This window comes from Vreelandella subglaciescola, assembly GCF_900142895.1.
GTDB classification, from domain to species: domain Bacteria; phylum Pseudomonadota; class Gammaproteobacteria; order Pseudomonadales; family Halomonadaceae; genus Vreelandella; species Vreelandella subglaciescola.
The window spans coordinates 1408616-1434755 of sequence record NZ_LT670847.1 but is presented as its reverse complement, the minus strand read 5'-3'; the positions used below and the strand labels follow the sequence as shown (position 1 = coordinate 1434755).

Genomic DNA, 26140 nt, shown 5'->3' with positions numbered 1-26140 from the left:
CCTCCTACGAAAACCCGAACGGCGCATTGCGCCATTGTAGAAGTACAGGTATAGCCGGCCTCTTGCGAAAAGCTGATTGGTGCACCTGGCTGTTGTAGGAGGGCAGCGTTGCTGCGCGACCTCCTACGAAAACCCGAACGGCGCATTGCGCCATTGTAGAAGTCTAGGTATAGCCGGCCTCTTGCGAAAACCTGATTGGTGCACCTGGCTGTTGTAGGAGGGCAGCTTTGCTGCGCGACCGCCAAATCCTTGACTGGGCAACAAAAAAGGCCGCTATCGTTGGATAGCGGCCTTTTACCGTCCTGACGCTAGAGAAAGGTTAGTCGTCAGTTGTGTCGGTAGCAGAGAACGCGCTTAGCCCGTCGCGGTAGGTGCTTACGTCGCTGGGCGTATCGCCGGAGTCAAAGCGCACGTCCAGACGATGCCCCAGCAGCGTTTCCCACAGCGTGCGCACGTCATCCACGCCCACTTCCAGCGCCTGCTCGGCGCGGCGTTGGCGGCGGTCGAAACGTACGTCCTCAAGCGCCGTGGCCTGCCAGTAGCGGTTGGCAAGCGCACCAAGACTGGTGTCACGCTGGGTCAGCTTGCTGTGTACCGCCTGACGGTACGGCGCCAGCGTCGCGTCATCCAGCGCGTTCAGACGCGTGGTGATATCCGCCATGAACACGTCCATCCGTTCGGCCACGGTGGCGCTGTCGGCCTCCGGCGACTGCACCACCAGCGCCAGCCCCGGCGCCTCCAGCAGCGGGTAGTAGCCGGCGTTGACGATGTAGCCGAGCTGCTCCTGGGTACGCAGACGTTGATAGAACGGCGTTTGCAGCCACTGTGCCAGCACGCTGGCGGTGGCCTGCTGGCGCGGGGTGGCCTCATTGCCCTGCAGGTAGCGCAGCACCAGCGACTCGTCCCGAGTGCTGTGGGGGCGCAGTACGCCGTCGTCAGGGCTGACCGCCAGCGGCGTCAGCGGTGGGATGTCATCGCGCGTGAGGCGCGGACGCAGGGTGTGTTTAATCTTGCTGGCCTGCGTTCGAGCCAGCTCAGCATCGAGGTTGCCCACTGCCATGGCGTCGACGTAAAGCCCGCTCAGAAAGCGCTGGCGAAAGTCTTTCAGGTGATGAAGCTCTAGGCGTCGGCTGGCGGCGAGTAATTCTTCGGTTGACCACTGGGGGGTGAGTAGCGCCTGGCTGAGCGTGCGTCGGGCCTGACCAAACAGCGCTGAGTCCGGGGCGTTGCGCCACTGGCGTTCCAGCTGATACTGCACGCGATCAAAGCTTTCCAGGCTAATTGGCGCGTTTTCCAGCTGTGTCAGCGTACGTTCGATTAGCGGTGCCTGACCGTCGCGCCAGCCTGAAAACGCCAGCGTCATGCCCCGGGCGTGGGCGTAGGCATTAAACGACTGCCCGGCAAGCTGCGCCGGGTACAGCGCCTCATTCAGGCTGTCGTTGAGCCAGGCGGCTAGCAGGCGGTTGAGCACGGCCTCTTCGGCCGAGCGGCTGACGCTTGGGTGCTGCAGGCTAACGCGCCACTCGACTTTGGGCGTGTTAAAGCGCTCGACCTGCATGTGCCAGGCGGTGAAGTGGGCATCGTCCATCAGCACGCTGGGATCGTCGTCATGGCCGCTTTGCAGGGTTAAATCATCGGCAATAAACGGGTTGGGAGCGGGCAGCGCAAGGGTATCTACGACCTGGCCATCCGTGCTGGGCGACACCTCTTGCCACTGGGTATCAAACCACGGGGATACCTTTTCGCTTTCGACCTCGGGACCGGAGTAGATGCGGATCATGTTGTCGGGCGATAGCGCCTCAAGATAGGTGCGGGTACGCTCGGCGTCAAAGCCGTCCATGCGGTAGGGCGCGTATTGCGCGTCCTTGACCGGGTAGCGCGACAGGCGCATGGCCAGCTGGGTGGCCTCGTGTTGGGGCGCACCGTGCTGCTGAAAACGGAATGCCTGTTCCTGCAATCTGGCCTGCTCGTCGTAGCGCCATTCCTTAACCCCGTTGGCGGCAACGTTGTCGATGGCGGCAAACAGCGTGGCCTGAACGTCATCCAGCCGCTTGGCGCCCTCGGGCGTCAGGCTGATGGCCACGTTGAACAGCGCGTGCTCGCCGTCGCTACGGCCGGCGCCGGCAGACAGGCCGTCAGCCAGCCCGGTATCGCGCAGTGCGGCCAGCACGCTGCCTTCGCCTTCATCGCCAAGCAGGTGCGAGAGCAGCTGGGTAGGCTTGTTCGCGTAGTCGCTCTGGGGGTCGGGAATGGGAAACAGAAAGCGTACCTGACGGCTGTCTGTCAGCGTTTGGCGCTCAAGGTAGCGCGGCAGCGATTCGGCCTCGACCAGGGGGGCGTCGATGGTCGGGCGCTCAAGGCCACGGTTGGGCAGCTCGGCAAAGCGCTGGGTGACCAGTTGCTCCAGCTCGTCCAACGATTGCGGCGCGACGATGGCCAGGTGCATAACGCCGGCACCGTAGTGGCCGTGATAAAAGTCGATGACCCGCTCGCGCAGCGTGGGCTCGCCTGCCGGGCGATTCGCCAGCGTCTCAAGGCTGCCCACGGAAAACTGCGTGCCGGGGTGCGCCGGATTCAGCACCTGATTGAGCACGTCGTTTTCGCGCCGGCTTTCATCGCGGCGGCGTGCCTGGTATTCCGAGTCGACGATGCTGCGCTCGCTTTCCAGCTTGTCGGCATTAAACAGCGGCGAAAGGAAAAACGCGCTGAAGCGATCCAGCGCGCCGGACAGCGCAGAAGGCTCGATGTCGAAAAAGTAGTTGGTATCCTGGGCGGCGGTAAAGGCGTTATGCGAGCCGGCATGCCGCGAGATATAGCCCTGATAGGCATCCGGCTCGGGGTACGGCTCGGTGCCCAGAAAGAGCATGTGTTCCAGCAGGTGGGCAAGCCCCTGCAGGTCGTCGGGGTTTTGTTCGCTGCCGACGCTGACGTTCATGGACGCGGCGGCCTTGTCGGCCTCCGGATCGCTGACCAGCAGCGCGGTGAGGCCGTTATCCAGCGTCAGTACGCGGTAGGCACGGCTGTCAAACGGGCTTTTGATGGGCGTGGTGGTATCGGTAATGCGTGAGCTATTGGGCATGTCAGCGGCCTGGGCAGGCAGCCAGGCGGCCGCAAGCATCAGCGTTGCGCCCAGCAGCGGTGGGGTGGCGTGTAACAATGGGCTATCTCCTGTCAGGGTTGCCAAATCAGCATCGGGCCCACGGGGTGAGCGCAGGCCGGCGACTGGTTGGCGGGATTGTTCACGTATCTGGATACCGGAAAAGCGCCCAATAGTTCCAGCGCTGCCGGTTTTAACAGCGTTTCAACCTGTTCAAGCGGCGTGTCCGGGTGGAGCCACTGCTCGGCATGTTCCGGCGCAATAATCGCCGGAAAACGGTCGCTCAGCGGCGCCAGCCAGTCGCTGGCAGGCACGGTGATCAGCGCCATGGAGTCGGTAAACGCGGTAAGCGTGGTGTGATAGCGACACCAGATCCCGGCCAGCAGCAGCGGCGCGCGCGTTGTCTGGGTGATCAGATAAGGCTGTTTGCCGCGCGGCTGGGGTTTCCAGGCATAAAAGCCGTTGACCGGAACCAAGCAGCGCCGGGCGTGAAAGGCGTCACGAAACATGGCCCGCGACGACAGCGACTCGGCGCGGGCACAGTGGGGCGCGTGGTCAAGCACCTCAAGCCACGGTGGGGTCAGCCCCCAGAACAGCGGGTCAAGCTGGCATTGGCCCTGCGCCCAGCGCAGCGCCGAAACCGCCTGGCGCGGCGCCAGGTTGGGCGATGTGACAGGCGTATGCCCGACCTTTACCCGAGGCAGTAGCCGGGGCAGGTCGATCGGCGCAACGTAAAGGCGTCCGGTCATCTGCACCTCGCAGTGGTTGAGGAAAGTGGATAATGCCGAGCGAGTGAAACGCTCGCGGGTGACAACGTTAACCGGTGAAACAGACATTGAAAAAAGCGGCTCGAAAACGCTGTTCGATTTAGGGTATCCTAAGCGTTCCATCACCCACGTTAAAGCGTAATGCGCCATCGTGCCCGTTGCGTTGCATAACGTTCTTGCACAACGTTCTTGCCCAATCCCCTTTGCGCTAACCTAAAGAGATTGCCATGGCCCGCCCAAGACAGCATGCGCCCGACGCCCTTCACGCGCAGGTGATGGCTGCCTGTGACCGGTGGCTAACGGCGCAGCCGGTACACGGCCTGTCGCTGCGCGCCATCGCGCGTGAGGTGGGCTGTGCGCCGAGCACGCTGCTCAAGCTTTACGGCAGTTTTCACAACCTGCTTCAGCACGTCAACGTCGAAACCCTGTCGCGCCTGCAATATACCATCAGCAGCCTGCAAAACGACGCGCCGGAACCCTGGCTGCGTTCGCTGGCGCATGCCTACTGGCAGTTTGCCGAGCAGGACTGTTACCGCTGGCAGCTGTTGTTTGACTACCCGCTGGCCAATGAAGGCGAACTTGACCAGCGCCAAAGCGGCCTGATCGAGGCGCTGTTTATCGAAGTGGAAACCTGCCTGAGCAACTTTCAGCCGGCGCTGGGCAAGCCCGAGGCGCGCCAGCTGGCACGCATGCTCTGGGGCAGCGTACACGGCCTGGTGCAGCTGGGGCTCAACGAGCGGCTGGGCTACTGGCAGGATGAGCAGCTGCAGGTGGATGAGCTGCTCGATCAGCTGTTGACCACGGTGCTGACCGGGTTGCGCCACCGGGAACCGACGGCGTGAGAGGCTGGCGGCAACGGCTACATGGTATTTTGCGCCGCATCATACGGCGCTTGATATTGGTGTTGGTGCGACTTTGTTACCGCCTGACGATGCATGGCCGCGAATATATTCCCCGCCAGGGTGCTGCGCTGTTGGTGTGTAATCACGTCAGCTATATGGATGCGCTGGTGCTGGGCGGCGCCTGTCCGCGCCCGCTGCGCTTCGTGATGGATCGGCCGATTTTTGACGCGCCGGGGCTCAAGTGGCTGTTTTGTCTGGTGGGCGCTATTCCCATTGAATCGGAAAAGCGTGATCCCGGCGCCCTGCGTCGCGCGCTGGACGATATCAGCGCGGCGCTGGAGAACGGCGAGGTGGTGATGGTGTTTCCTGAAGGTAAGCTGACTACCAACGGCGAGGTGCAGGCATTTCGCCGCGGGCTTGAGACCATCTTGGCACGCAACACGGTGCCGGTAGTGCCCGCCGGGCTTGCCGGCCTCTGGGGGTCGTGGACATCCCACCGCGGCGGGCCGGCGCTAAGCAAGCGGCCGGGCCGCTTTCGCGCCCGTGTCAGCCTGCACTTCGGCGCGCCGGTCGATCCGCATGCGGTGCAGAACCAGGCGCTGTGCCGCTATTTTGAAGCCCGGGTGCGCGTGTTGAAAGCCGCCGCCGATGAGGATATTGGCGGTAGCGAGCGCTAGCGCCGCGCCGGGCGCGTGGGTTGCCAGCAGCGTGCCGAGGTAATCAGGTTGTCGCGGATGTCGAGGATTTCCATCCGCGTGCTGCCCATTTGCAGGCACACCGGCCCCTGAGGAAACGATTCAAGATGCTCAAGAATCAGCCCGTTAAGCGTTTTGGGGCCGTCCGTCGGCAGTTTCCAGCCCAGCGCCTTGTTGACCTCGCGGATATTGGCCGTGCCTTCAATGACGTGGCTGCCGTCGTCCTGCGGGTAGATCTCCCGCGCCTCTGACACGTCGGTGGTAAATTCGCCGACAATTTCTTCCAGAATATCCTCAAGCGTCGCCAGCCCTTCCACGTCGCCGTATTCATCTACCACAATGCCGATACGACGCTTCTGCTGCTGAAAGTTCAGCAGCTGGGTGTGCAGCGGCGTGGACTCGGGAATGAAATAAGGCTCCCGCGCTTCCTCAACGATGGCCGCCTTGGTGACTTCGGGGCGCGAGAGAAAGCGCGCGGCGTTGCGCAGGTGGAGCATGCCGATAATATTGTTGATGTCGCCTTTGTAGACCGGCAGGCGCGTGTGCTGGCTGGTGCGGATCTGGGTCAGGATATCCTCAAGGCTGTGATCCAGATCGATGCCGATGACTTCGTGGCGGGGCACCATGATGTCGTTCACGGTGACGTTTTCCAGATCCAGTATCGACAGCAGCATGGCCTGGTGGCGGTAGGGGATCAGGGTCCCGGCCTCGTGCACCACGGTACGCAGCTCGTCGCGGGTCAGGCTGTCACCGCCGCCGTCCACGCTTTTGACCCCGGCCAGCCGCAGCAGGCCGTTGGAGATCATGTTGACCAGCCACACCAGCGGATACAGCAGCTTGAGCAGCGGTTCGAGGATATACGACGCCGGATAGGCGATGCGCTCGGGCCGGATGGCGGCGTAGGTTTTGGGCGTTACCTCGGAAAAAATCAGGATCGCAATGGTCAGCAGCGCCGTGGAGATGGCCGGCCCCGATACGTCGCCAAAAAAATGAATGGCGATGATAGTGGCAATGGAAGCCGCGAGATTGTTGATGAAGTTGTTGCCGATCAGGATCATGCCGATCAGGCGATCGGGGCGCGCGAGCAGGCGCATCACCCGCTGGGCGCGGCTATCGCCGGCGCTGGCCTGGTGGCTCAGGCGGTAGCGATTGATCGACATCATGCCGGTTTCAGAGCTCGAGAAAAACGCTGATAGCAGAATCAGCAATGCTAGCAGGCCGAACAGTAACCCCACGGGGAAGTCGTCGCTCAAATTGAAAGTTCCTTTGTCGCGTTCCGAATTTGATATTTAGAAGCAGGAGCGTGGCGTGTCAAGGCGTCAGCAGGATCTCGAGTACGAACTTGCTGCCGAAGTAGGCCAGCAGTAAAAAACCGCAGCCCGACAGTGTCCATTTTACCGCACGCATGCCGCGCCAGCCAAAACGGTAGCGCCCGATCAGCAGCACCGCCAGCACGCCCCAGGCAGCAAACGAGAGCACGGTTTTGTGTGCCAGATGCTGGGCGAACATGTTGTCGATAAAAATAAGCCCGCTGATAATCGCTACGGTAAGCAGCGCCATGCCGGCCCAGATCAGCTCGAACAGTACCCGTTCCATGGTGTTGAGCGGCGGCAGGGACTGCACGATGCCGCGGATATGGTGGTGGCGCAGCGCCTGATTTTGCAGCCCGACCAGTACCGCCTGCGCAGCGGCGATCGCGAGAAGGGCAAAGGCCAGCGCGGAGGTCACAATGTGCAACAGAATGCCCGGGGTAATGCCGCCTTTGATGCCGTGGCTAGGCAGGCCGGCGGCAATCAGCAGGGCGAGGCCGGCGAGCGGAAACAGCGCAATACCGGCATTGAGAATCGGCTTGAACAGGCTGGCCACCAACACCACGTTGGCGGCCACTGCCATGAACAGGGCAATACTGGTGGTGAAGCCGGGTAAAAAACCGGGCGATCGGCCCAGCAGCTCGACAATCGCGGGGATATGCAAAAGCAGCGCCATTGCGGCCAGCAGGCGCACGATGCCCTGACGCGGGGGTACGCGGCGCAAAAGCGTCATGCCCTGCCAAATGGCGGCAGCGACGTAAAGAACAAGAGCAATCGTGGCGAAAGGCAGCGCCTGCATGATGCCATCCGTGCGCCAGGCGGCGCGGTATAGTGAAAATGATGATGAATACAGCCGGCACGCCGCGCTGAAAAGGCGGCGCACTGCTGGCTTAAGGTCGCTAATCTTCTACTATAACGAATCCTTGCAGTCTCGCACAGCGGTGATGGATGGAGACTCGCGGCGCCAGCGCGTATAATCACGGCCATCTTGTCCAGGGCGCTTGCGTCTGGTGACCACAAGGGAGGCAGAAGCCCTATGTTTGAGAATCTAAGTGAGCGTCTTTCGCAGACGCTGAAGTCGGTCAAGGGTCAGGCCCGCCTGACCGACGACAACATCAAGGATACCCTGCGCGAAGTGCGCCGTGCGCTGCTGGAGGCCGACGTGGCCCTGCCGGTGGTCAAGGCCTTTGTTGATCGCGTGCGCGAGCGCGCGGTGGGGCAGGAAGTGTCCACCAGCCTCTCGCCGGGCCAGCAGTTCGTCAAGATCGTCCAGCAGGAGCTGGAAGCGATCATGGGCGAGGCCAACGAAGGGCTGACCCTCAAAAGCACGCCGGCCGCGGTGCTCATGGCGGGTCTGCAGGGCGCGGGTAAAACCACCTCGGTGGCCAAGCTGGCGCGCTACCTGCGCGAACGTGAGAACAAGAAGGTGCTGGTGGTCTCGGCCGACGTCTATCGCCCCGCGGCGATTGACCAGCTGGAAACTCTGGCGAAAGAGGTAGAAGTCGACTTCTTCCCTTCGCGTTCGGATCAAAAGCCGGTGGATATCGTTCAGGCGGCGATGCACCACGCCAAGATCCAGTTCCACGATGTGGTGCTCATCGATACCGCCGGCCGGCTGGCCATCGATGAAGCGATGATGGACGAGATCAAGGCGCTACATCAGGCCGTGACGCCTGACGAAACGCTGTTTGTGGTCGATGCCATGACCGGCCAGGACGCCGTGAATACCGCCAAGGCGTTCCACGAAGCGCTGCCGCTCACCGGCGTGATCCTGACCAAGGCCGACGGCGACGCCCGCGGCGGTGCGGCGCTCTCAGTGCGCCACATTACCGGCAAGCCGATCAAGTTCATGGGCATGGGCGAGAAAGTCGACGCGCTGGAGCCGTTCCACCCCGACCGCGTGGCGTCGCGGATTCTGGGTATGGGCGACATGCTCTCGCTGATCGAGGAAGCCGAGCGCACCGTCGATAAGACCAAGGCCGAAAAACTCGCCAAAAAGGTCAAGAAAGGCGACGGCTTCGATCTGGAAGACTTTCGCGAACAGCTCCAGCAGCTGAAGAAAATGGGCGGCATGGGCGGCCTGATGAGCAAGCTTCCGGGTATGGGGCAGATGGCCGAGATGGCTCAAGGCCCGGGGCCCGAAAAAGAGATGGGCAAGCTGGAGACGCTGATCGACTCCATGACGCCCAAAGAGCGCCACAAGCCTGAAATCATCAACGGCTCGCGCAAGCGGCGCATCGCCGCGGGTGCCGGGCTGCAGGTGCCGGATTTGAATCGTCTGCTCAAGCAGCACAAGCAGATGCAGAAAATGATGAAAAAAGCCGGCAAGAAAGGCGGCATGCAGAAAATGATGCGCGGTATGTCGGGTATGACCGGCGGCGGTGGGCCAGGCGGCCCTGGAGGCCCTGGAGGCCCCGGCGGTATGGGCGGGCCGGGCGGGCTCCCCCGGCGTTAACGGCGGGCATGCAGGCCTGGCGGCTTTTCGTCCGTGAGGCTTTCCAATGTCCGTGCTTTTGCGTAGAATGCGGCCTCTTCATGCGTGGGCGTTGCGTCTATGGCGCCGCCCGTGAAGGTTGAAGCAAGCACCTTTATATCTTTACAGAGCGTATATCTCTTTATAGAGCGTGGGTACGCCCCGCGGCACGGCGCTCTCGTAACCTCAACCGAAGGATATTTATCGTATGGTTACTATTCGTTTGGCACGTAGTGGCGCCAAAAAGCGTCCCTTTTATCACCTGTCCGTTACCGATTCACGCAAGTCGCGTGATGGTCGTTTCATCGAGCGTGTGGGTTTCTTCAACCCGGTAGCGCGCGGTCAGGAAGAACGTCTGCGCATTGATCTGGACCGCATCGCCGTGTGGCAGGGTCACGGCGCACAGCTGTCCAACCGCGTTGCTGAACTGGTCAAGGAAGCTGGCAAAAAAGCCTAAGTGCTTTTGCCATGCTGTCTCATGAGGTTGTTTGAATGCCCCAAGGTGGTTTGATGCCTTATTCCACGATGAACACTCCGTCGCCCGGCGCCAATCGCGGCGAGCCGGAGGCGCACGTTGTGCTGGGCACGCTGACAAGCCCTCATGGCATCAAGGGTTGGCTCAAGGTGTATGCCTACACCAGCCCCACCGACAGCATCTTTGACTACCCCGAATGGTGGGTGCGCCAGGGCGAGAGCCTCAAGCGCTATCGCGTCATTCAGGGACGTCGGCAGGGCAAAGGGCTAGTGGTTGAGCTTGAAGGCGTGAGTGATCGTAACGCGGCCGAGGCACTGTCCCAAGCCGAGATCCTGATGCCCAAGGCCGAGCTTCCCGAACTCGCCGATGATGAGTACTACTGGTACGAACTTGAAGGCCTCGCGGTTTTCACGCAGGCCGGCGAACGGTTAGGGCGGGTGAGTAGCCTGTTCGAAACCGGCGCCAACGATGTCATGGTGGTGCGCGGTGATCGCGACGCCATCGATCGACGCGAGCGGCTGCTGCCGTATCTGCCCGGTGACGTGATTACCGAGGTGGATCTGGAGGCAGGCCGGATGTGCGTTGATTGGGATCCAGAGTTTTGAGCAGCAGAGTTTTGAGCAGCAGTGCGTTGATGTCAGAAGGCGGGTCAATTCCCGCTCCCACGCTGTGGGTCGGCGTCGTGTCGCTTTTTCCCGACATGTTTGCCGCACTGACGGAGCACGGCGTAACCGGCCGGGCGGTGGAAAAAGGCCAGCTGACGCTCGAATACTGGAACCCGCGCGACTACGCGACCGATCGCCATCGCAGCGTCGACGACCGCCCCTACGGCGGCGGCCCCGGTATGCTGATGAAGGTGGATACGCTGCGCGGTGCGATTGCCGATGCGCGCCAGCGCGCCGCTGATGCCACCGGTCTGGCGCCCAAAGTGATCTATCTTTCGCCCCAGGGCAAAAAGCTGGATCAGCAAGGCGTGCAGACGCTGGCGGAGCAAAGCCCGCTGGTCGTGGTGGCCGGACGCTACGAAGGGATCGACGAACGCGTGGTCGAGAGTGACATCGATGAAGAATGGTCGATTGGCGACTATGTGCTGAGCGGCGGCGAGCTGCCGGCCATGGTGCTGATTGACGCGGCGGCAAGGCTGATTCCCGGCGTGCTGGGCCATCAGGACTCCGCCATCGAGGATTCATTTAACGCAGGTCTGCTTGACTGCCCGCACTACACGCGCCCGGAAGTGATTGACGACGTCAGCGTGCCCGAGGTGCTGTTGAGCGGTAATCATGCGGCCATCAGGCGTTGGCGCTTGAAGCAGTCGCTGGGTCGTACCTGGCTCAGACGTCCGGAGCTTGTCGACGAGCAAGCGCTGGATAAAGAGCAGCGGCGGTTGTTGAATGAATTTATCGAGGAATACGCGCTGTCCACCCGGTCGGTCGATAACACCGAGACCAGCAACCGGTAGGACAGGCGGCGGTGCAGGGCGAAGGCCAGTAGCCGCGCACTTGCGTCACCCATAACGACTCCCGCGCACTCGCTTTGAGCGCCGGGATCACGGCTTCCGCCTTTTTATGGCTGAGCGGTAAGCCACGACGAACTATCAGGAGTAAGACGATGAGTAAAAAACCGGTGATCCAGGCGCTTGAAGCCGAGCAGATGAGCAAGGAAATTCCGGCCTTTGCCCCGGGCGACACCATTGTCGTTCAGGTCAAGGTAAAGGAAGGCACTCGCGAGCGTTTGCAGGCCTTTGAAGGCGTCGTAATCGGCAAGCGTAACCGCGGCCTGAACTCCGCTTTCACCGTGCGTAAAATTTCCCACGGCGTTGGCGTTGAGCGTACTTTCCAGACCTACAGCCCGCTGGTCGACTCCCTTGAAGTCAAGCGCCGCGGTGACGTGCGTCAAGCCAAGCTGTACTACCTCCGCGAGCGTAGCGGTAAGTCGGCGAGGATCAAGGAAAAGCTGGCCTAAGGGCGAGCTTGCCGTGCCGGGCGTTGTGGCGCCCGGCTGCCAAAACCCCGTCACCGCTCTGCGGGGCGGGGTTTTGTGTGTCTGTGCCGCGCAACAGACGGGCGGCCAGGAATCTGAACAAGGGAAGGCTGCTGGCCTATGGATCTCATTGATGCATTTCTGGATGCGCTGTGGCTTGAGCGCGGCGCCAGTGAGCATACGCTAGCGGCTTATCGGCGCGACCTGGAGGCCTGGCGTGATACGCTTGAGGCTGATAGCGCTCAAAGCGCGAGTGATGAAAGTGTGCTGGTAGCGCCGCCGCCGGGTGCGCTGGTTAGCTGGTTTGACGCACGCCGCGCCGAGGGCTATCAGCTGCGCAGCAATGCCCGGCTGTTATCGACCCTGCGCAGTTTTTATCGCTGGGCGCGCCTTTACGGGCATGTGGCCAACGACCCGCTGGCGGGTATTCGCTTGCCGCCGGTGCGGCCGAATCTGCCCAACGTGCTTGACGAAGACGAGGTCGAACGCCTGCTGGCCGCGCCGGATACGGCCACGCCGCTGGGCGTGCGCGACCGCACCATGCTGGAGCTGCTGTATGCCTGTGGCCTGCGGGTCTCCGAGCTTGTAGGCTTGAGCGTTGACGCCATCAACCTGCGCCAGGGCGTGGTGCGGGTGCGCGGCAAGGGCGATAAAGACCGCCTTGTACCGCTGGGCGAGGAGGCCGGGCACTGGCTTGAACGTTATATCGACACGGCGCGCCCGGCGTTGATGCAGGACACCACGCGCGCAGCGCTGTTCCCCGGGCGCGGCGATAAAAGCATGACGCGCCAGACGTTCTGGTACCGCATCAAGGCCCACGCGCTGCGTGCCGGCATCGACACGCCGCTGTCGCCGCATACGCTGCGCCATGCGTTTGCCACACATTTATTGAATCATGGCGCCAATTTGCGGGTCGTACAGTTGCTGCTGGGGCATAGTGATTTATCCACCACGCAGATTTATACGCATGTTGCCCAGGCGCGCCTGGAGCAGCTGCATGCCGATCATCATCCACGAGGTTGAACGACAATGGGTCGCACCGTTATTTCAGTTCGCAATATTTTTTCCAGTCTGGTGCTTGCCGGAACGTTATTGCCCGCATTAGCCAGTGCCCAGACGGCACCCGATACGCTGACCGATTCGTTGCGGATCAACGGGCAAAAAGTCCCGGTCGCAGACGTTAGCCAAACACCGATGGACGGCCTCTATCACGTACAGCTGGACGGCGGTGAGTCATTTTATGCCAATGCCGACGGCAGCTATTTTGTGGTCGGAGACCTTTATCAGAATGACAGCGGCGGGCTGGTCAACCTGAGCGAGCAGGACAAGAATCAGGAGCGCGTGGCCGCGTTGGCCGCAGTGCCGGAAAGCGAGCGCGTGGTGTCTCGCGGCGTGGATGAGCCCAAAGCCACCATCACGGTGTTTACCGATACCAGCTGCCCCTACTGCACGCGGCTGCATGAAAGCATACCCGAGCTCAACGAGCGCGGCATTGCGGTTCACTATCTGGCGTTTCCGCGCGGCGGCATGCAAAGCCCGGCGGCTCGGGTCATGCAGCAGGCCTGGTGCAGCGATAATCCCGGCGACGCGCTGAGCCAGGCGTTTAGCAACGAGACGCTGGCGGCCAACGCCAGCTGCGACAATCCGGTCGCCAAGCAGTATGCTCTGGGGCTGGAAATGGGCGTGCAGGGCACGCCGGCGATTATTCTGCCCGACGGCAAGATGGTGCCGGGCTTTGTGCCACCCAAGCGGCTGAGCGCCATGCTGGGGCTTGACGACTAGCACGATATTCTGGCGTAACGACGCTACCCGAACGCAACGCGACATAACGCTGACTGCACCGCTCAGGTGCGCAACGACAAAGGGGATGTATTTTGAAACCGGTAAGAGTAGGCATCTGTGGACTAGGGACCGTTGGCGGCGGCACCTTTAACGTACTCACGCGCAACGCCGAAGATATTGCGCGGCGTGCGGGACGCCCGATCGTGATCGAACAGGTGGGGCATCGCAGCATCCACCCGGATTGCGATATTACCGGTATCAAGGCCACCAGTGACGTCTTTGAAGTCGCGGCCAACCCCGACGTGGACGTCATCGTCGAGCTGATTGGCGGCTACGACACCGCCCGCGAGCTGGTGCTGGCCGCGATTGAAAACGGCAAGCACGTGGTCACCGCCAACAAGGCGCTGATTGCCGTACACGGCAACGAAATTTTCCAGGCCGCCCATGAAAAGGGCGTGATCGTGGCATTCGAAGCGGCGGTAGCCGGCGGTATTCCGGTGATCAAGGCGCTGCGCGAAGGCCTCGGCGCCAACCGCATCGAATGGGTGGCCGGCATCATCAACGGTACCGGCAACTACATCCTGACCCACATGCGTGACGAAGGCCGCGCCTTTGAAGACGTGCTGGCCGAAGCGCAGGCGCTGGGCTACGCCGAAGCCGACCCCACTTTTGACGTTGAAGGCATCGACGCGGCGCACAAGCTAACCATCATGGCCTCCATCGCCTACGGCGTGCCGCTGCAGTTTGACAAGGCCTACACTGAAGGCATTTCGCGGATTACCGGCGAAGATGTGGATCAGGCCGATAACCTGGGCTACGTGATCAAGCATCTGGGGATTGCCAAGCGCACCGAAAACGGGCTTGAGCTGCGCGTACACCCCACGCTGATCCCCAAGGACCGGCTGCTGGCCAACGTCCACGGGGTGAAAAACGCCATTGCCGTGATGGGCGACGCCGTGGGCCCCACGCTGTATTACGGTGCCGGCGCCGGTGCCGAGCCCACTGCATCTGCCGTGGTCGCGGATATTCTGGATGTCGCCCGCGACATCAACACCGCCCACCATTACCGTGTGCCGTACCTGGCCTTCAGCGGCGTGGGTGAAGACATGAACGCGCCGGCGATCATGCCCATGGAAGACATTACCACCGCCTACTACCTGCGCCTGCTCGCGGTAGATCGCCCCGGCGTACTCGCGCGTGTGGCGACGATTCTTTCCGACAACGGCATCTCCATTGAAGCGCTGATCCAGAAAGAAATCACCGAAGGCGAGCTGGTACCGATCATCCTGATGACGCACCGCACCAAAGAGCGCCAGATGAACGACGCCATTCGCGAAATCGAGTCCATGGCCGACATTGCCGGCGCGGTAACGCGCATCCGGGTAGAGAGCCTGGACGAAGGAGAGTAACGCCATGCGCTATATCAGTACCCGCGGTCAGGCACCGGCGCTCTCGTTTGAAGAGGTCGTGCTGACCGGCATGGCAAGCGACGGCGGCCTTTACGTGCCCGAAACGCTGCCGTCGTTCACCCATGACGCCCTGGCCGATATGGCCGGGCTGTCCTATGCCGATATCGCTTTTCGTGTGATGAAGCCGTTCGTCAACGGTGAAATCGACGACACCACCTTTCATCAGCTGGTCACGGAGGCCTACGCCACCTTCAGCCACGACGCGGTGGTGCCGCTCAAGCAGTTGGATGCCAACCACTTTTTGATGGAGCAGTTCCACGGCCCGACGCTGGCGTTCAAGGACGTGGCGCTGCAGCTGCTCGGCCGGCTGCTGGACCACTTTCTCAAGAAGCGCGGCGAACGCGCGGTGATCATGGGCGCCACCTCGGGCGATACCGGCTCGGCGGCGATTGAGGGCTGTCGTCACTGCGACAACCTCGATATTTTCATCCTGCACCCGCATAACCGCGTTTCTGAAGTGCAGCGCCGCCAGATGACGTCCGTACTGGCGGATAACGTTTTCAACGTCGCCATCGAAGGCAACTTTGACGACGCTCAGGCGATGGTCAAGGCCAGCTTTGCCAATCAGGACTTCCTCAACGGCACGCGGCTGGTGGCGGTCAACTCGATCAACTGGGCGCGCATCATGGCGCAGATGGTCTACTACGTCGCCGCTGGCGTAGCACTTGGCGCCCCGCACCGCGAAGTCAGCTTTTGCGTGCCGTCGGCCAACTTCGGCAACGTCTTTGCCGGCTACATGGCCTACAAGATGGGGCTGCCGGTCAAACAGTTCATCATTGCGACCAATGCCAACGACATTTTGCACCGTACGCTGGCTGCCAACGACTTCTCCAGGCACGAGCTGGCCGCGACTCTGGCGCCGTCCATGGACATCGTCGTGTCATCCAATTTCGAGCGGCTCTTGTTTGACGCCTACGACCGCGACGGCGCCGCCGTGGCTTCGCTGCTGGAGCGTTTCCAGCACGAACCGACCGCGCTTGCCGACGCGCCGCTGGCCAAACTGCGCAAGAAGTTCGCCAGCTACAGCGTGGATGACGAAGCGATCCTTGAGACCATTCGCGAGGCCTATCGGCGCACCGGCGAAGTGCTCGACCCGCATACCGCTACCGGCTATCACGCCGCCGAACGCGCCCGAGCAGATGCCGCTACGCCGGTGATCACGCTGGCCACCGCGCATCCGGCCAAGTTTGCCGAAGCCGTCGCCAAGGCAGGCTTTTCCGGCGTGCCGTTGCCCGCGCACATGGATGACCTGCTGGAACGCGAAGAGCGCTACACGGTGCTGCCCGCCGAGCTCGATGCCGTGCAGCGCTTTGTGGCGGAAAATCGCCGTGACTAGTACGGCTAGAGAAGGGTGGCGATGTCGCCCTCGTTTCATCACGAAGGGAGTGAGCTCATGCGTTTGTTGGGACGAAAGAACTCGATCAACGTCAAGAAGGTGATGTGGTGCGCGAATGAGTTGGGTATCGAGCTCGAGCGAGTCGACATGGGCGGCCCCTTCGGCGGTCTCGACAGCCCTGAGTTCCTGGCCAAGAACCCCAACGGCCTGATCCCCTGCCTGGAAGACGGTGATCTGCTGCTGTGGGAGTCCAATGCCATCGTTCGCTACTTGGTCGCCGAGTACGGTCAAGGCAGGCTTGGCAGCGGCAGCGTCGGGGGTCTGGCCCGCAGTGACATGTGGATGGACTGGGCGCTGTCGACTCTGGCCAACCCTTTCCGCGCTCTGTTTCTGAATAAGATTCGGGCCACCGACGCGACTCGCGACGAGGCGGCCATGGAGGCCGGCCGTGCGGCCTGCGCCAAGCACTTGGACGTGCTGGACGACGTTCTCAGCCGCCAAGCGTGGCTCTCCGGCAAGAACTTTGGCATCGGTGATATTCCGCTGGGTTGCTACGCCTATGGTTGGTTTGGCATGAACATCGAGCGCCCGGAATTGCCGCACTTGGCCACCTGGTACGAGCGTCTTACCGAGCGTCCGGGTTTTCGCGAGCACGTGATGTTGCCGCTGACCTGACTCGTGTGATGTTTGCTCGATGACCCGTTGATCGGCCCTGATCCTAACGCACCCGAATCCTCGCGTTTTCGCTGTTCGGGGTCTTGCCCCGTAGGAAAGAGACACCCATGCCACACGCCCCCGAGCGGTTGACCCATGCGGCCACCCGTCCTGTGATTGTGACGCGCTCGAGCAACGAGTCCCTTTACCGTCGTGCTTTGGAGAGCGGACTTTCCGAGCTTCAGGCGCGGCTTCTGGCCTCGCGCCTGCCGGGCTATGAAGGCGAGCTTGCGCCGTTGGTAACGCCGAGCCTGCGCTATTTGGTGCATCCACAAAAGCTCGCCGACGGGCGCCGCGCCGCCGAACGCATTGCCGAGGCGGTGGTTGAGGGCGAGTCGATCGGCATCCTGACCGACTACGACGTCGACGGTATTACCTCGCACGTGGTGATCCGCCGTACGCTGGTGGAGCTGTTTGGCGTCCCCGAACACAGGCTCCACAGCTTGATTGGCCACCGCATTTTTGATGGTTACGGCATCAGCTTGCCGCTGGTGGAGCGCACGCTTGCACTAACGCCCCAGCCCACGCTGGTGATTACCGCCGACTGCGGCAGCTCCGACGAGCCGCGCATCGCCCGGCTCAAAGCCGCCGGCATTGACGTGGTGGTCAGCGATCACCACGCGCTGCCCGAAGAAGGCCCGCCGGCGTCGGCGTATGCCTGCGTTAACCCCACCCGGAAAGACTGCGACTACCCCGATGCGACGATTGCCGGCTGCATGGTGGCGTGGCTGGTGATGTCGCTGGCCCGCGGCGTGTTGATCGAATGGGGTGCTTTGCCCGCCGCCACGCCCAAGCTTTCACCGTGGCTGTCTTACGTGGCGCTGGGCACCGTGGCCGACTGCGTATCGCTTGGCGCCAGCCCCGCCAACCGGGCGGTGGTCAGTTACGGACTAACGCTGATTAACCGCATGGATGCCCCCTGCTGGCGCGCCATGGCCGAACGGCTGGGGCCTGACAGCGTGCCGTTCAACGCCGAGACGCTGGCGTTTCAAATGGCGCCGCGGATCAACGCCCGCTCGCGCCTCGATGACCCCTACGAGGCGCTGAATTTCATGCTGGCCGAAAGCGACGGCGCCGCAGGGCAGCACTTAAGCGTGTTGGAAGACGATAACCAGTCGCGCAAGGCCATCGAAGCCGAGATGGCCATTGAGGCGCGCGCGCTGGCCGTCGCCGAGATCGCCGCCGACGCGCCGGCGGTGGTGGTGTTTGTGGAAGACGGCCACCCGGGCGTGCAGGGCATTGTCGCGTCAAGGCTGGTGCAGGCCTACGGCCGGCCTGCGCTGGTGCTGACCCGCGCGACAGCCCCCACCATGCTGACCGGCTCCGGCCGCTCGATTGACGGGCTGCACCTGCGCGACGCCCTACAGCGCGCCCATGAGCTGGCGCCCGAGGCGCTGCCACGCTTTGGCGGGCACAGCGGAGCGGCGGGTATCGGCGTGCCCGAGGTGCTGCTTGCCGCGTTTAAGGCGGCGTTTTTACAGGCCGTGGGTGAGCAGCTCGGCGATACGCCGCTGTATCCCAAGCTGTGGACCGACGGCGAGCTCGATGTCGAAAAGCTTAGCCTTGCGACCCTGGACGAGCTTGACGCGCTGGGGCCCTACGGGCGCGAGTTTGATCCGCCGCTGTTTGAAGGGCGCTTTATCGTTGAAGCGTTGCGTCCGGTGGGTGCCGACGGTACCCACCTGATGATGGAGCTTTCCACCGGCGCGCTGACGTTCAAGGCCATCTGGTTTCGTGCGCTAACCCCCGGCGAGCTCCCGGCCTTTGGCGTCGGCGATACCCTGCACTGCGCTTACAAGCTCAACCGTAACCGCTTTCGCGGCCGCGAAAGCCTGCAGCTAATGGTTGAGCACGCCGAGCCGGTCTAATACTTGGCCACGGCGTGTGCATTTTTCCGTTTGATTGATCCGAGTTGCCTAATGCCCACAGTGCGTTCTTCCGCCCGTTCTCCTTTAGCTTTTCTAGGCCCGGCGTTCGCCTTTTTGGTGGTTATGCTGGGCACCACGCTGCCCACGCCGCTGTACCCGCTGTATCAGGCGGCGTACGGCTTTTCCCAGCTGCTGATCACGGTGATCTTTGCCGCCTACGCGCTGGGCGTGATCGGTGCGCTGATAGTCACCGCGCGCTGGTCGGATCAGCTGGGGCGACGCCCGCTGCTGCTCGCCGGACTGCTGGTAGCGGCGGCAAGCGATGCGCTGTTTTTGCTCGGCGACGGGCTGGGAATGCTGCTGGCCGGGCGCGTGGTGTCGGGGATTTCTGCCGGCATTTTCACCGGCACGGCAACGGTGGCGGTCATTGAGCTGGCCCCCGAGGCGTGGAAGCCGCGCGCTACGCTGGCCGCCACCGCCGTCAACATGGGCGGATTAGGGCTGGGACCGATGACGGCCGGCGTGTTCGGGGCCTACCTGCCGGCGCCGCTGGCGCTGCCGTATGTGCTGCATCTGGTGCTGCTAGCGATTGGCCTGATGCTGGTTTGGCGCGCGCCGGAAACCGTGGCGCGGGCGGCGCATCCGCAGTTGCGCGTGCAACGCCTGAGCCTGCCGCCCGAGGTGCGCGGCGTGTTTTTGCCCGCGGTGCTGGCAGGCTTTGCCGGGTTTGCCGTGTTGGGTTTTTTCACCGCCATGGTGCCGGCCTTCATGCAGCAGGTGTTGGGCCAGCACAGTCTCGCGCTGATTGGCCTGGTGGCCGGCATGGTGTTTTTTTCCTCGACGCTGGGCCAAGTGCTGCAGGGGAGAATCACGCCTTCATGGCGCCTGCCGTTGGGCTGCCTCATCGTCATTGCCGGAGCGCTGCTGATCGGCACAGGTATTCTGCAGGCAGCACTCACGGTGTTTCTGTGCGGCGCGCTGTTTGCCGGCGTCGGGCAGGGCATCGCTTTTCGTGCCGGGCTGGGGGCTATCGCGGCGGCCTGCCCCGGGAGTCAGCGCGGTGCGGTGACTTCCACCTTTTTCGTGATTGTGTATATCGCGCTGTCGATTCCGGTGGTGGGCATTGGGCTGGCCGCTCGCTATCTAGGGCTTGTAGCCACCGGCGCGGGGTTTGCCGGCCTGGTGGCGCTTTTGTGCAGCGTGGCGCTGGTGCTAGTGCTGCGAGGCGCGCGCCGTTCGGGTTGAATCGCCTATCGCGCAGAACTCGCCCAGCCAGAACTAACTCAGCCAGAACCACCAGACAACGGCGGCAATCAGCCCGATACCCGCTAGATTAATGATGAAACTCATGAGCGTTGCTCCTTGTCGGCGTGGTCATCGCTGGCGGCGGCGGTAGATGGCGCCTGTTTGGGCTTCCACAGGCGCAGGCGGTTGGCGTTGCTGACCACGGTGATCGAGGACAGCGACATTGCCGCACCGGCGATCATCGGCGACAGCAGCGTGCCGGTCAGCGGGTAGAACACCCCGGCGGCAATGGGTATGCACAGCGCGTTGTAGCCAAAGGCGCCGGCCAGGTTCTGCTTGATGTTGGTAAGCGTTGCCTGGCTGATCTCGATGGCGGCGGCCACGCCGTGCAGCGAGCCGCGCATCAGCGTAATACCGGCGCTTTCAATCGCCACGTCGGTGCCTTGGCCAATGGCAAAGCCCACGTCGGCGCGGGCGAGCGCCGGCGCATCGTTGATGCCATCTCCCACCATGCCCACGATGTGACCCTCCTGCTGCAGGCGCTCGATCTCGGCGTGCTTATCTTCCGGCTTGAGCTCGGCGCGGTAATCGTCGATCCCCACCTCCATGCCAATGGCCTTGGCCGTATGGCGGTTATCGCCGGTGAGCATGATGATCTTTAGACCGTCGGCTTTGAGCCGTGAAATCGCCTCTTTGGCGTCATTGCGCAGCGGGTCGCTGACGCCGAACAGCGCGGTAAGCTTGCCGCCCACGGCGAGATACACTAGCGTGCGGGCTTTTTCTTCCAGCGCCCGGGCGCTGTCGTGGCCGGCGGCCAAGTCGATGCCGGCGTCTTCGAGCAGGCGGGCGTTGCCCAGCAGCAGCTCGCCGGCTTTACTCTGGGCTTTCACGCCGCCGCCGGTCACGCTGTCAAAGTCGTGAATCTCGGCGGCGTCGGCGCTGCCAGATTGTTCCTCGCAATAGCTCAGCAGGGCGGTGGCCAGCGGGTGCTCGGAGCCGCGCTCAAGGGCGGCCACTAAGCCCAGCGTGTCGGCTTCGCTGCCGCTTAAAATGCTGGTCTCGGTCACCCGGGGTTTGCCTTCGGTCAGGGTGCCGGTTTTATCCACCACCAGCGCGGTGAGCTTGCTGGCGGTTTGCAGCGACTCGCCGTTTCTGACCAGCACGCCGTGCTCGGCGGCCTTGCCCACGCCAATCATGGTGGAAATCGGCGTGGCCAAGCCCAGCGCGCAGGGGCAGGCGATAATCAGCACCGTGGTGGCGGTCACCAGCATGTGGATCACCCGCGGCTCGGCGCCGACGTTGAACCACACCAGTGCGGTCAGCACGGCAATAATCATCACCGAGGGCACAAATACGCTGGAGACTTTATCGGCCAGATCGCCGATGGGCGGGCGCGAGTTCTGGGCGCTGGCCACCTGCTCGGTGATTTGCCCCAGCCGGGTATTGTTGCCGACGCGGGTGGCGCGGTAGACAAGCCCGCCTTTGCCGTTGACCGTGCCGGCGCTAACCGTATCGCCTTTGGCTTTGGCTACCGCCACCGGCTCGCCGGTGAGCATGGATTCGTCGATGTGGCTCGACCCCTCGGTGACGTCGCCGTCGACCGGCAGGCTCTCACCGGGGCGCACGCGGATATGGTCGCCTTCGCGCACCGCGTTAATCTCGATTTCCTGCTCGTTACCGTCGCGGATCACCCGCGCGGTGCGGGTTTGCAGGTCGAGCAGGCGCTTGAGCGCGTCGCTGGTGCGCCCGCGAGCTCTAAGCTCCATGGCGTTGCCTAGCAGGATCAGCCCGATGACCATCGCCGAGGCTTCAAAGTAGATGCCGCGAGCGGCCTCGGGCAGCCAGGAAGCAAACAGCACCACGACCATGGAATACAGCCAGGCGGTGCCGGTGCCCATGGCCACCAGCGTATCCATATTGGCTTGGTGGTGTTTGAAGCTTTTCCACGCGCTGGTAAAAAAGTGCCGCCCGGGAAAGGCCATGACCGCAAACGTCAGCGCGCCGATGGCCAACCAGTAAAGCCGGCCGGCGCCAATTGGCTCGGGGTGGAAGAAGAACATGCTGGCCATCAGCGGAATAGCCAGCACCAGCGAGTACGCGCTGCCTTTCAGGCGTTTTTTATACTCGCGGGCTTCTTTATCGGCGCGGGTTTTTTCGGCCTCGCGCATATCGACAATCGGCTCGGCGTCATAGCCCACGTCCTGAACCGCGCTGATCAGCGCGCTTTCCGCAGCGCTGCCGGTGATCTCGGCGGTATGGGTGCCGAAGTTGACCGAAGCCGAGTCGACGTTGGCGGTGCGCTCAAGCGCCTGCTGCACGGTTTTCACACAGCTGGCGCAGGTCATCCCGCTGATCGCCAGGCGCGTTTTCTCGCTGCCGGCAGCGGGCGTGTTCTCGACGGAGACGTCGGGCGTTTCGGTGTCCGCTGGTTCATCGGCGGCTGCGTTCTCGACGTCGCCGGGCGGATAGCCGGCCTCATCGAGCGCGCGGTCGAGCGTCTCAGCGTCGAGCGTGGTGGTCACGTCGAGGCGCTTCTCGGCTGGGGTGCCGATAACCTCGGCGTCGGCCTCAATGGCCTCAATGGCCTCGCGCATGCGCTTGACGCAGCCTTGGCAATTCATGCCGGGCACGTGGCGCGTCAGGGTGTGCTGGCTCATGGCGTCTCCTCGGGAAAGCTTTCAATCAAACGACACAGGCTGTGGCCGTCCGGCGTGCCGTCGGGCATCTCTTGCCAGCTGGTAAGCGCCTGCTCCATGCGCGCGGCCAGCGCTTCAAGCTCGGCAATGCGAGACCGAATCTGGGGTAGCCGGCTGGCCAGCAGGTCGCGCACCAGCGGGCAGGGCGAATCGCCCTGATCGGCGTGCGCCAGAATTTCGCGGATTTCCGCGACGCTAAAGCCCAGCTTGCGCGCGCGCTGAATAAAGCGCAGGCGCTCAAGGTCGTGCCGGCTGAACAGCTGGTAGCCGTTTTGCGGGTGACGTGTGGGAGCGAGCAGGTGCTCGCGAGTGTAGTGGCGCACCGTTTCGGCCGTCACGTCTGCCTCTCTGGCAATCTCGCTGACTTTCATCCGCGTCTCCCCTTACTCTGTGTCCGGTGGCCTGGGTAGCGAGCCGATCATGCCCGTAGTGTAAAACCTTTGTGTTACCCATAGGTCAATGCTGAGCCAATGACGCGCGCCATTGGCTGTAAAATCTATGCATACGACTAAAGAATGAAGCGGAGACGCAATAAAACGGTCGTTTGCTCTTGAACCTACGCGCCGGGTGCGAGAAAAAGGCACTAGGCTAAACGGGCGTATTAATGCGATGGGCTTAACACGCTAAAAGCGCATCACCAACGAAGCCACATACCGTATCCGCAATCATCATCAACTAGATCCATAATAAATCAGGACGCTGCATAACGATCATCGGGAAGAGAGGTGGACTATGAATAACAATGCTAAAAACGCTGCTAAAAAAGCACATCACGTCAAAAAGCTCGCGTTAACGGCCGCCGTTAGCGCCGCTGCCTTTGCCAGCCAGGCCCATGCCGGCGGCTTTCAGCTCAACGAGCAGAGCGTCAGCGGCCAGGGCTACGGCCACGCCGGGCGCAGTTCCAACGTCCACGATGCCACCATTGTGTATGGCAACCCCGCGGGGATGTCGTTCCTCGACCGTGCGCAGATTTCGGCCGGCGGCACCTACCTGATGGTCAATAACGACATCAGCAATGCCACCGCTACGCGTAACCTGGACTCTGGCGTCGTCGGAGGAGGCGCCCCTAATGGTGTTCAGGTGCCGGTAGGCAGCGTTCCCGGCGGTAACGACGGCGATATGGTCGGCAATAAAGCGGTGCCTTTTGCCTTCTATGCGCATCCGGTCAACGACAGGCTGGCGTTCGGTTTTGGCGTTTACGTGCCTTTTGGCTCAAAGACCGATTACGAAGATGATTTTCAGGGGCGCTATTTCGGTAACTACACCGAAGTTAAGGTGGTAACCGCGCAGCCAACGGTATCCTATCGCTTCAACGATCAGTGGTCGTTCGGCGCCGGCGTTACGTATAACCGCGTGGAAGGCGAACTGCGCCGCCAGATTCCTACCGGTACGAGTTATAACCCGGCGGGAGACGTTGACGCCCGCGTCGATGGCGACGACGAAGCCTGGGGCTACAACCTCGGGGTGATTTATCAGCCGGTGCCGGAAACCACGCTGGGGCTGACCTATCGTTCCGAGGTCGAATATGACCTCGAAGGGGATTTTGCGGCCACCGATCCGTTGGGCAACGTGGTCCGATCCGATAACGCCAACCTTGCGCTAACCACGCCGGAAACCGTCAACTTCTCCGTGACCCAGCAAATGACCGAAAAGCTCAAGCTGATGTTTGGCGCTTCCTGGTCGCGCTGGAGCAAGTTCCAGGAAATTCGCGTAACCGGTGACACCATTGAGGAGATCACCCAGGAAACGCAGAACTATAGTAACTCCTGGGCCTTCGCCGTGGGCGGCGAGTACCAGCTGAATCCGCAGTGGGCCCTGCGTGCTGGCCTGAGCCTTGACCAGACACCGAGTAATGACGAGCACCGCAGCGTGCGGATTCCGTCTGATGACCGGCGTATTTTCTCGCTGGGCGCCGGCTGGACGCCGGTCGAGGATATGACCATTGACCTGGCCTATTCCTACCTCACCGAGCACGGCACACACGTTGAGCAGAACCGTAGTGATCACCTGGCAAGCCCGGCCACCGGCGGCCAGCCGATCGGGGGAAGCACCTACTCCGCCGACTACAAAAACGAAGCCCACGGCTTTGGCGCGCAGCTGACCTACCGTTTTTAACGCTTCACGCTGTGTATGAGCGCTACCCAACCCGGCTCCGGCCGGGTTTTTTGCTGGCCGCGTGTTTTTATGCGGATGTGGCGGGGCGATGGATGCGGGAGGCGCCCGGTTTCGCTACAATGCCCGCTTTGCCAAAGCCACACATCTGGGGCGCATCCATGCTGGAAACCAACCCGATTCACAATCAAATCAAGGATCTGTCGGAGCGGACAGGCATTCTTAGGGGGTATCTTTGACTATGCTGAGCGTAAAGACCGGCTAGAAGAAGTCACCCGCGAGCTTGAAGACCCGAACGTCTGGAGCGATCCCGGCTACGCCCAGAAACTGGGTAAAGAGCGTGCCTCGCTGGAGACCATCGTCACCACCATCGACACCCTTGAACAGGGGCTTGGCGATAGCGAAGACCTGCTCGAGCTGGCCGAGGTGGAAGACGACGAAGCGACGGTGGACGAAGTTCGGGCAGAGCTTGATAACCTGCAGGCCGCGCTTGAAAAGCTCGAGTTCCGGCGCATGTTTTCCGGCGAGATGGATGAAAACAACGCCTATCTGGATATCCAGTCGGGCTCCGGCGGCACCGAGGCGCAGGACTGGGCCAATATCCTGCTTCGCATGTATCTGCGTTGGGCCGAGCACCACGGCTTCAAGGCAGACATTACCGAAATTTCGGCCGGCGACGTGGCTGGCATCAAGTCTGCGTCGCTGCATATCCAGGGCGACTACGCTTTTGGCTGGCTGCGCACCGAGACCGGCGTACACCGGCTGGTGCGCAAAAGTCCGTTTGATTCGGGCGGGCGCCGTCACACGTCGTTTTCCTCGGTGTTTCTCTCCCCCGAGGTGGACGACAGCTTCGAGGTGGATATCAACCCCTCAGACCTGCGCACCGACACTTACCGCTCAAGCGGCGCCGGCGGCCAGCACGTCAACACCACCGACTCGGCCGTGCGTATTACCCACGAGCCGACCGGGGTGGTGGTAGCCTGCCAGAGCCAGCGCAGCCAGCACGCCAACCGTGACTCTGCCATGAAGCAGCTCAGGGCCAGGCTCTGGGAACTTGAGATGCAAAAGCGCAACGCCGCCAAGCAGGAAGCGGAAGACTCCAAAGCTGACATCGGCTGGGGCAGCCAGATCCGCTCCTACGTGCTGGACGACCAGCGCATCAAGGATTTGCGCACCGGCGTGCAGTCGAGCAACTGCGAAAAAGTGCTCGATGGTGATCTGGATCAGTTTATCGTCGCGAGCCTTAAGCAGGGTTTGTAATTTTTCAGGGTTTTATCAT

The 26140-nt window shown here is 62.3% G+C and carries 22 protein-coding genes; 16 read left to right on the top strand and 6 right to left on the bottom strand.

Annotated features, from left to right (window positions below; all coding sequences use genetic code 11):
• Window positions 1-319: 319 nt before the first annotated feature.
• Together B5495_RS06660 and B5495_RS06655 are read right to left on the bottom strand one after the other, a co-directional pair.
• A complete protein-coding gene (locus B5495_RS06660) occupies window positions 320-3118 on the bottom strand; it encodes an insulinase family protein (RefSeq protein ID WP_079554942.1) in 2799 nt (932 codons plus the stop codon).
• A gap of 53 nt (window positions 3119-3171) precedes the next feature.
• Window positions 3172-3846, bottom strand: coding sequence for an SOS response-associated peptidase (locus B5495_RS06655; RefSeq protein ID WP_079552365.1), 675 nt, complete (start codon window positions 3844-3846; stop codon window positions 3172-3174).
• 245 nt (window positions 3847-4091) lie between these two features.
• Here B5495_RS06655 and B5495_RS06650 point away from each other — a divergent pair, with 245 nt between their 5' ends.
• Both B5495_RS06650 and B5495_RS06645 read left to right on the top strand, forming a co-directional pair.
• Window positions 4092-4706, top strand: coding sequence for a TetR/AcrR family transcriptional regulator (locus B5495_RS06650; protein ID WP_079552363.1), 615 nt, complete (start codon window positions 4092-4094; stop codon window positions 4704-4706).
• 89 nt (window positions 4707-4795) lie between these two features.
• Window positions 4796-5383, top strand: coding sequence for a 1-acyl-sn-glycerol-3-phosphate acyltransferase (locus B5495_RS06645; protein ID WP_079554940.1), 588 nt, complete (start codon window positions 4796-4798; stop codon window positions 5381-5383).
• On the opposite strand, the gene B5495_RS06640 is transcribed toward B5495_RS06645, so the two are convergent.
• Together B5495_RS06640 and B5495_RS06635 are read right to left on the bottom strand one after the other, a co-directional pair.
• Window positions 5380-6654 carry an HlyC/CorC family transporter gene (locus B5495_RS06640; RefSeq protein WP_079552361.1) on the bottom strand — a complete coding sequence of 425 codons (1275 nt, stop codon included), beginning with the start codon at window positions 6652-6654 and terminating at the stop codon, window positions 5380-5382. The two genes, B5495_RS06645 and B5495_RS06640, sit on opposite strands and share 4 nt — an antisense overlap.
• 58 nt (window positions 6655-6712) lie before the next feature.
• Complete coding sequence (locus B5495_RS06635; protein WP_079552359.1) at window positions 6713-7510, bottom strand: cytochrome C assembly family protein; 798 nt, start codon at window positions 7508-7510, stop codon at window positions 6713-6715.
• Window positions 7511-7747: 237 nt separating this feature from the next.
• Here B5495_RS06635 and ffh point away from each other — a divergent pair, with 237 nt between their 5' ends.
• The 12 genes from ffh to B5495_RS06575 all read left to right on the top strand — a co-directional run bounded on the left by ffh (window position 7748) and on the right by B5495_RS06575 (window position 20053).
• Window positions 7748-9166, top strand: coding sequence for a signal recognition particle protein (gene ffh / locus B5495_RS06630; protein ID WP_079552358.1), 1419 nt, complete (start codon window positions 7748-7750; stop codon window positions 9164-9166).
• A gap of 226 nt (window positions 9167-9392) precedes the next feature.
• A complete protein-coding gene (rpsP, locus tag B5495_RS06625; protein WP_079552356.1) occupies window positions 9393-9641 on the top strand; it encodes a 30S ribosomal protein S16 in 249 nt (82 codons plus the stop codon).
• A 53-nt stretch (window positions 9642-9694) separates the two neighbouring features.
• Window positions 9695-10264: a ribosome maturation factor RimM gene (gene rimM, locus B5495_RS06620; RefSeq protein WP_079552354.1), complete on the top strand. Its 570-nt coding sequence runs from the start codon at window positions 9695-9697 to the stop codon at window positions 10262-10264.
• Between the two features lie 62 nt (window positions 10265-10326).
• Window positions 10327-11118, top strand: a complete 792-nt coding sequence (gene trmD, locus B5495_RS06615) for a tRNA (guanosine(37)-N1)-methyltransferase TrmD (protein WP_079554938.1) — start codon at window positions 10327-10329, stop codon at window positions 11116-11118.
• A 149-nt stretch (window positions 11119-11267) separates the two neighbouring features.
• Window positions 11268-11621, top strand: coding sequence for a 50S ribosomal protein L19 (gene rplS / locus B5495_RS06610; protein ID WP_079552352.1), 354 nt, complete (start codon window positions 11268-11270; stop codon window positions 11619-11621).
• Window positions 11622-11759: 138 nt separating this feature from the next.
• A complete protein-coding gene (gene xerD / locus B5495_RS06605) occupies window positions 11760-12662 on the top strand; it encodes a site-specific tyrosine recombinase XerD (protein WP_079552350.1) in 903 nt (300 codons plus the stop codon).
• A gap of 6 nt (window positions 12663-12668) precedes the next feature.
• On the top strand, window positions 12669-13421 hold the full coding sequence (locus B5495_RS06600; RefSeq protein ID WP_079552349.1) for a DsbC family protein: 753 nt from the start codon (window positions 12669-12671) through the stop codon (window positions 13419-13421).
• 92 nt (window positions 13422-13513) lie between these two features.
• Window positions 13514-14830, top strand: a complete 1317-nt coding sequence (locus B5495_RS06595) for a homoserine dehydrogenase (RefSeq protein ID WP_079552347.1) — start codon at window positions 13514-13516, stop codon at window positions 14828-14830.
• A gap of 4 nt (window positions 14831-14834) precedes the next feature.
• Window positions 14835-16226: a threonine synthase gene (gene thrC, locus B5495_RS06590; protein WP_079552345.1), complete on the top strand. Its 1392-nt coding sequence runs from the start codon at window positions 14835-14837 to the stop codon at window positions 16224-16226.
• Window positions 16227-16283: 57 nt separating this feature from the next.
• Window positions 16284-16901, top strand: coding sequence for a glutathione S-transferase family protein (locus B5495_RS06585; RefSeq protein WP_079552344.1), 618 nt, complete (start codon window positions 16284-16286; stop codon window positions 16899-16901).
• A 107-nt stretch (window positions 16902-17008) separates the two neighbouring features.
• Window positions 17009-18808: a single-stranded-DNA-specific exonuclease RecJ gene (locus tag B5495_RS06580; protein ID WP_079552342.1), complete on the top strand. Its 1800-nt coding sequence runs from the start codon at window positions 17009-17011 to the stop codon at window positions 18806-18808.
• A gap of 51 nt (window positions 18809-18859) precedes the next feature.
• Window positions 18860-20053 carry an MFS transporter gene (locus tag B5495_RS06575; RefSeq protein WP_079552340.1) on the top strand — a complete coding sequence of 398 codons (1194 nt, stop codon included), beginning with the start codon at window positions 18860-18862 and terminating at the stop codon, window positions 20051-20053.
• Between the two features lie 101 nt (window positions 20054-20154).
• On the opposite strand, the gene B5495_RS06570 is transcribed toward B5495_RS06575, so the two are convergent.
• Together B5495_RS06570 and B5495_RS06565 are read right to left on the bottom strand one after the other, a co-directional pair.
• Window positions 20155-22710, bottom strand: coding sequence for a heavy metal translocating P-type ATPase (locus tag B5495_RS06570; RefSeq protein ID WP_079552339.1), 2556 nt, complete (start codon window positions 22708-22710; stop codon window positions 20155-20157).
• Window positions 22707-23120 (bottom strand): MerR family transcriptional regulator, encoded by a 414-nt coding sequence (locus B5495_RS06565; protein WP_079552337.1) that lies wholly within the window; start codon window positions 23118-23120, stop codon window positions 22707-22709. The genes B5495_RS06570 and B5495_RS06565 overlap by 4 nt, the downstream gene beginning before the upstream one ends.
• Window positions 23121-23481: 361 nt before the next feature.
• Here B5495_RS06565 and B5495_RS06560 point away from each other — a divergent pair, with 361 nt between their 5' ends.
• Together B5495_RS06560 and prfB are read left to right on the top strand one after the other, a co-directional pair.
• The gene (locus B5495_RS06560; RefSeq protein ID WP_079552336.1) at window positions 23482-24864 is read left to right on the top strand and encodes an OmpP1/FadL family transporter; all 1383 of its coding nucleotides are present in this window, start codon (window positions 23482-23484) and stop codon (window positions 24862-24864) included.
• A 158-nt stretch (window positions 24865-25022) separates the two neighbouring features.
• A protein-coding gene (prfB, locus tag B5495_RS06555; RefSeq protein ID WP_154045234.1) for a peptide chain release factor 2 occupies window positions 25023-26121 on the top strand; the annotation gives its coding sequence in 2 pieces (ribosomal slippage) (window positions 25023-25097 and window positions 25099-26121; 1098 coding nt in all).
• Window positions 26122-26140: the final 19 nt, after the last annotated feature.

Excerpts from the sequence above, each read along its gene's own strand:
- B5495_RS06655 (WP_079552365.1), bottom strand. The coding sequence starts at position 3,846 with ATGACCGGACGCCTTTACGTTGCGCCGATCGACCTGCCCCGGCTACTG.
- B5495_RS06570 (WP_079552339.1), bottom strand. The coding sequence starts at position 22,710 with ATGAGCCAGCACACCCTGACGCGCCACGTGCCCGGCATGAATTGCCAA.
- rimM (WP_079552354.1), top strand. The coding sequence starts at position 9,695 with ATGCCTTATTCCACGATGAACACTCCGTCGCCCGGCGCCAATCGCGGC.
- B5495_RS06645 (WP_079554940.1), top strand. The coding sequence starts at position 4,796 with ATGCATGGCCGCGAATATATTCCCCGCCAGGGTGCTGCGCTGTTGGTG.
- B5495_RS06635 (WP_079552359.1), bottom strand. The coding sequence starts at position 7,510 with ATGCAGGCGCTGCCTTTCGCCACGATTGCTCTTGTTCTTTACGTCGCT.
- B5495_RS06600 (WP_079552349.1), top strand. The coding sequence starts at position 12,669 with ATGGGTCGCACCGTTATTTCAGTTCGCAATATTTTTTCCAGTCTGGTG.
- B5495_RS06565 (WP_079552337.1), bottom strand. The coding sequence starts at position 23,120 with ATGAAAGTCAGCGAGATTGCCAGAGAGGCAGACGTGACGGCCGAAACG.
- B5495_RS06660 (WP_079554942.1), bottom strand. The coding sequence starts at position 3,118 with ATGCTTGCGGCCGCCTGGCTGCCTGCCCAGGCCGCTGACATGCCCAAT.
- B5495_RS06580 (WP_079552342.1), top strand. The coding sequence starts at position 17,009 with ATGCCACACGCCCCCGAGCGGTTGACCCATGCGGCCACCCGTCCTGTG.
- B5495_RS06575 (WP_079552340.1), top strand. The coding sequence starts at position 18,860 with ATGCCCACAGTGCGTTCTTCCGCCCGTTCTCCTTTAGCTTTTCTAGGC.
- ffh (WP_079552358.1), top strand. The coding sequence starts at position 7,748 with ATGTTTGAGAATCTAAGTGAGCGTCTTTCGCAGACGCTGAAGTCGGTC.
- rplS (WP_079552352.1), top strand. The coding sequence starts at position 11,268 with ATGAGTAAAAAACCGGTGATCCAGGCGCTTGAAGCCGAGCAGATGAGC.
- B5495_RS06560 (WP_079552336.1), top strand. The coding sequence starts at position 23,482 with ATGAATAACAATGCTAAAAACGCTGCTAAAAAAGCACATCACGTCAAA.
- xerD (WP_079552350.1), top strand. The coding sequence starts at position 11,760 with ATGGATCTCATTGATGCATTTCTGGATGCGCTGTGGCTTGAGCGCGGC.
- B5495_RS06650 (WP_079552363.1), top strand. The coding sequence starts at position 4,092 with ATGGCCCGCCCAAGACAGCATGCGCCCGACGCCCTTCACGCGCAGGTG.
- B5495_RS06585 (WP_079552344.1), top strand. The coding sequence starts at position 16,284 with ATGCGTTTGTTGGGACGAAAGAACTCGATCAACGTCAAGAAGGTGATG.
- thrC (WP_079552345.1), top strand. The coding sequence starts at position 14,835 with ATGCGCTATATCAGTACCCGCGGTCAGGCACCGGCGCTCTCGTTTGAA.
- rpsP (WP_079552356.1), top strand. The coding sequence starts at position 9,393 with ATGGTTACTATTCGTTTGGCACGTAGTGGCGCCAAAAAGCGTCCCTTT.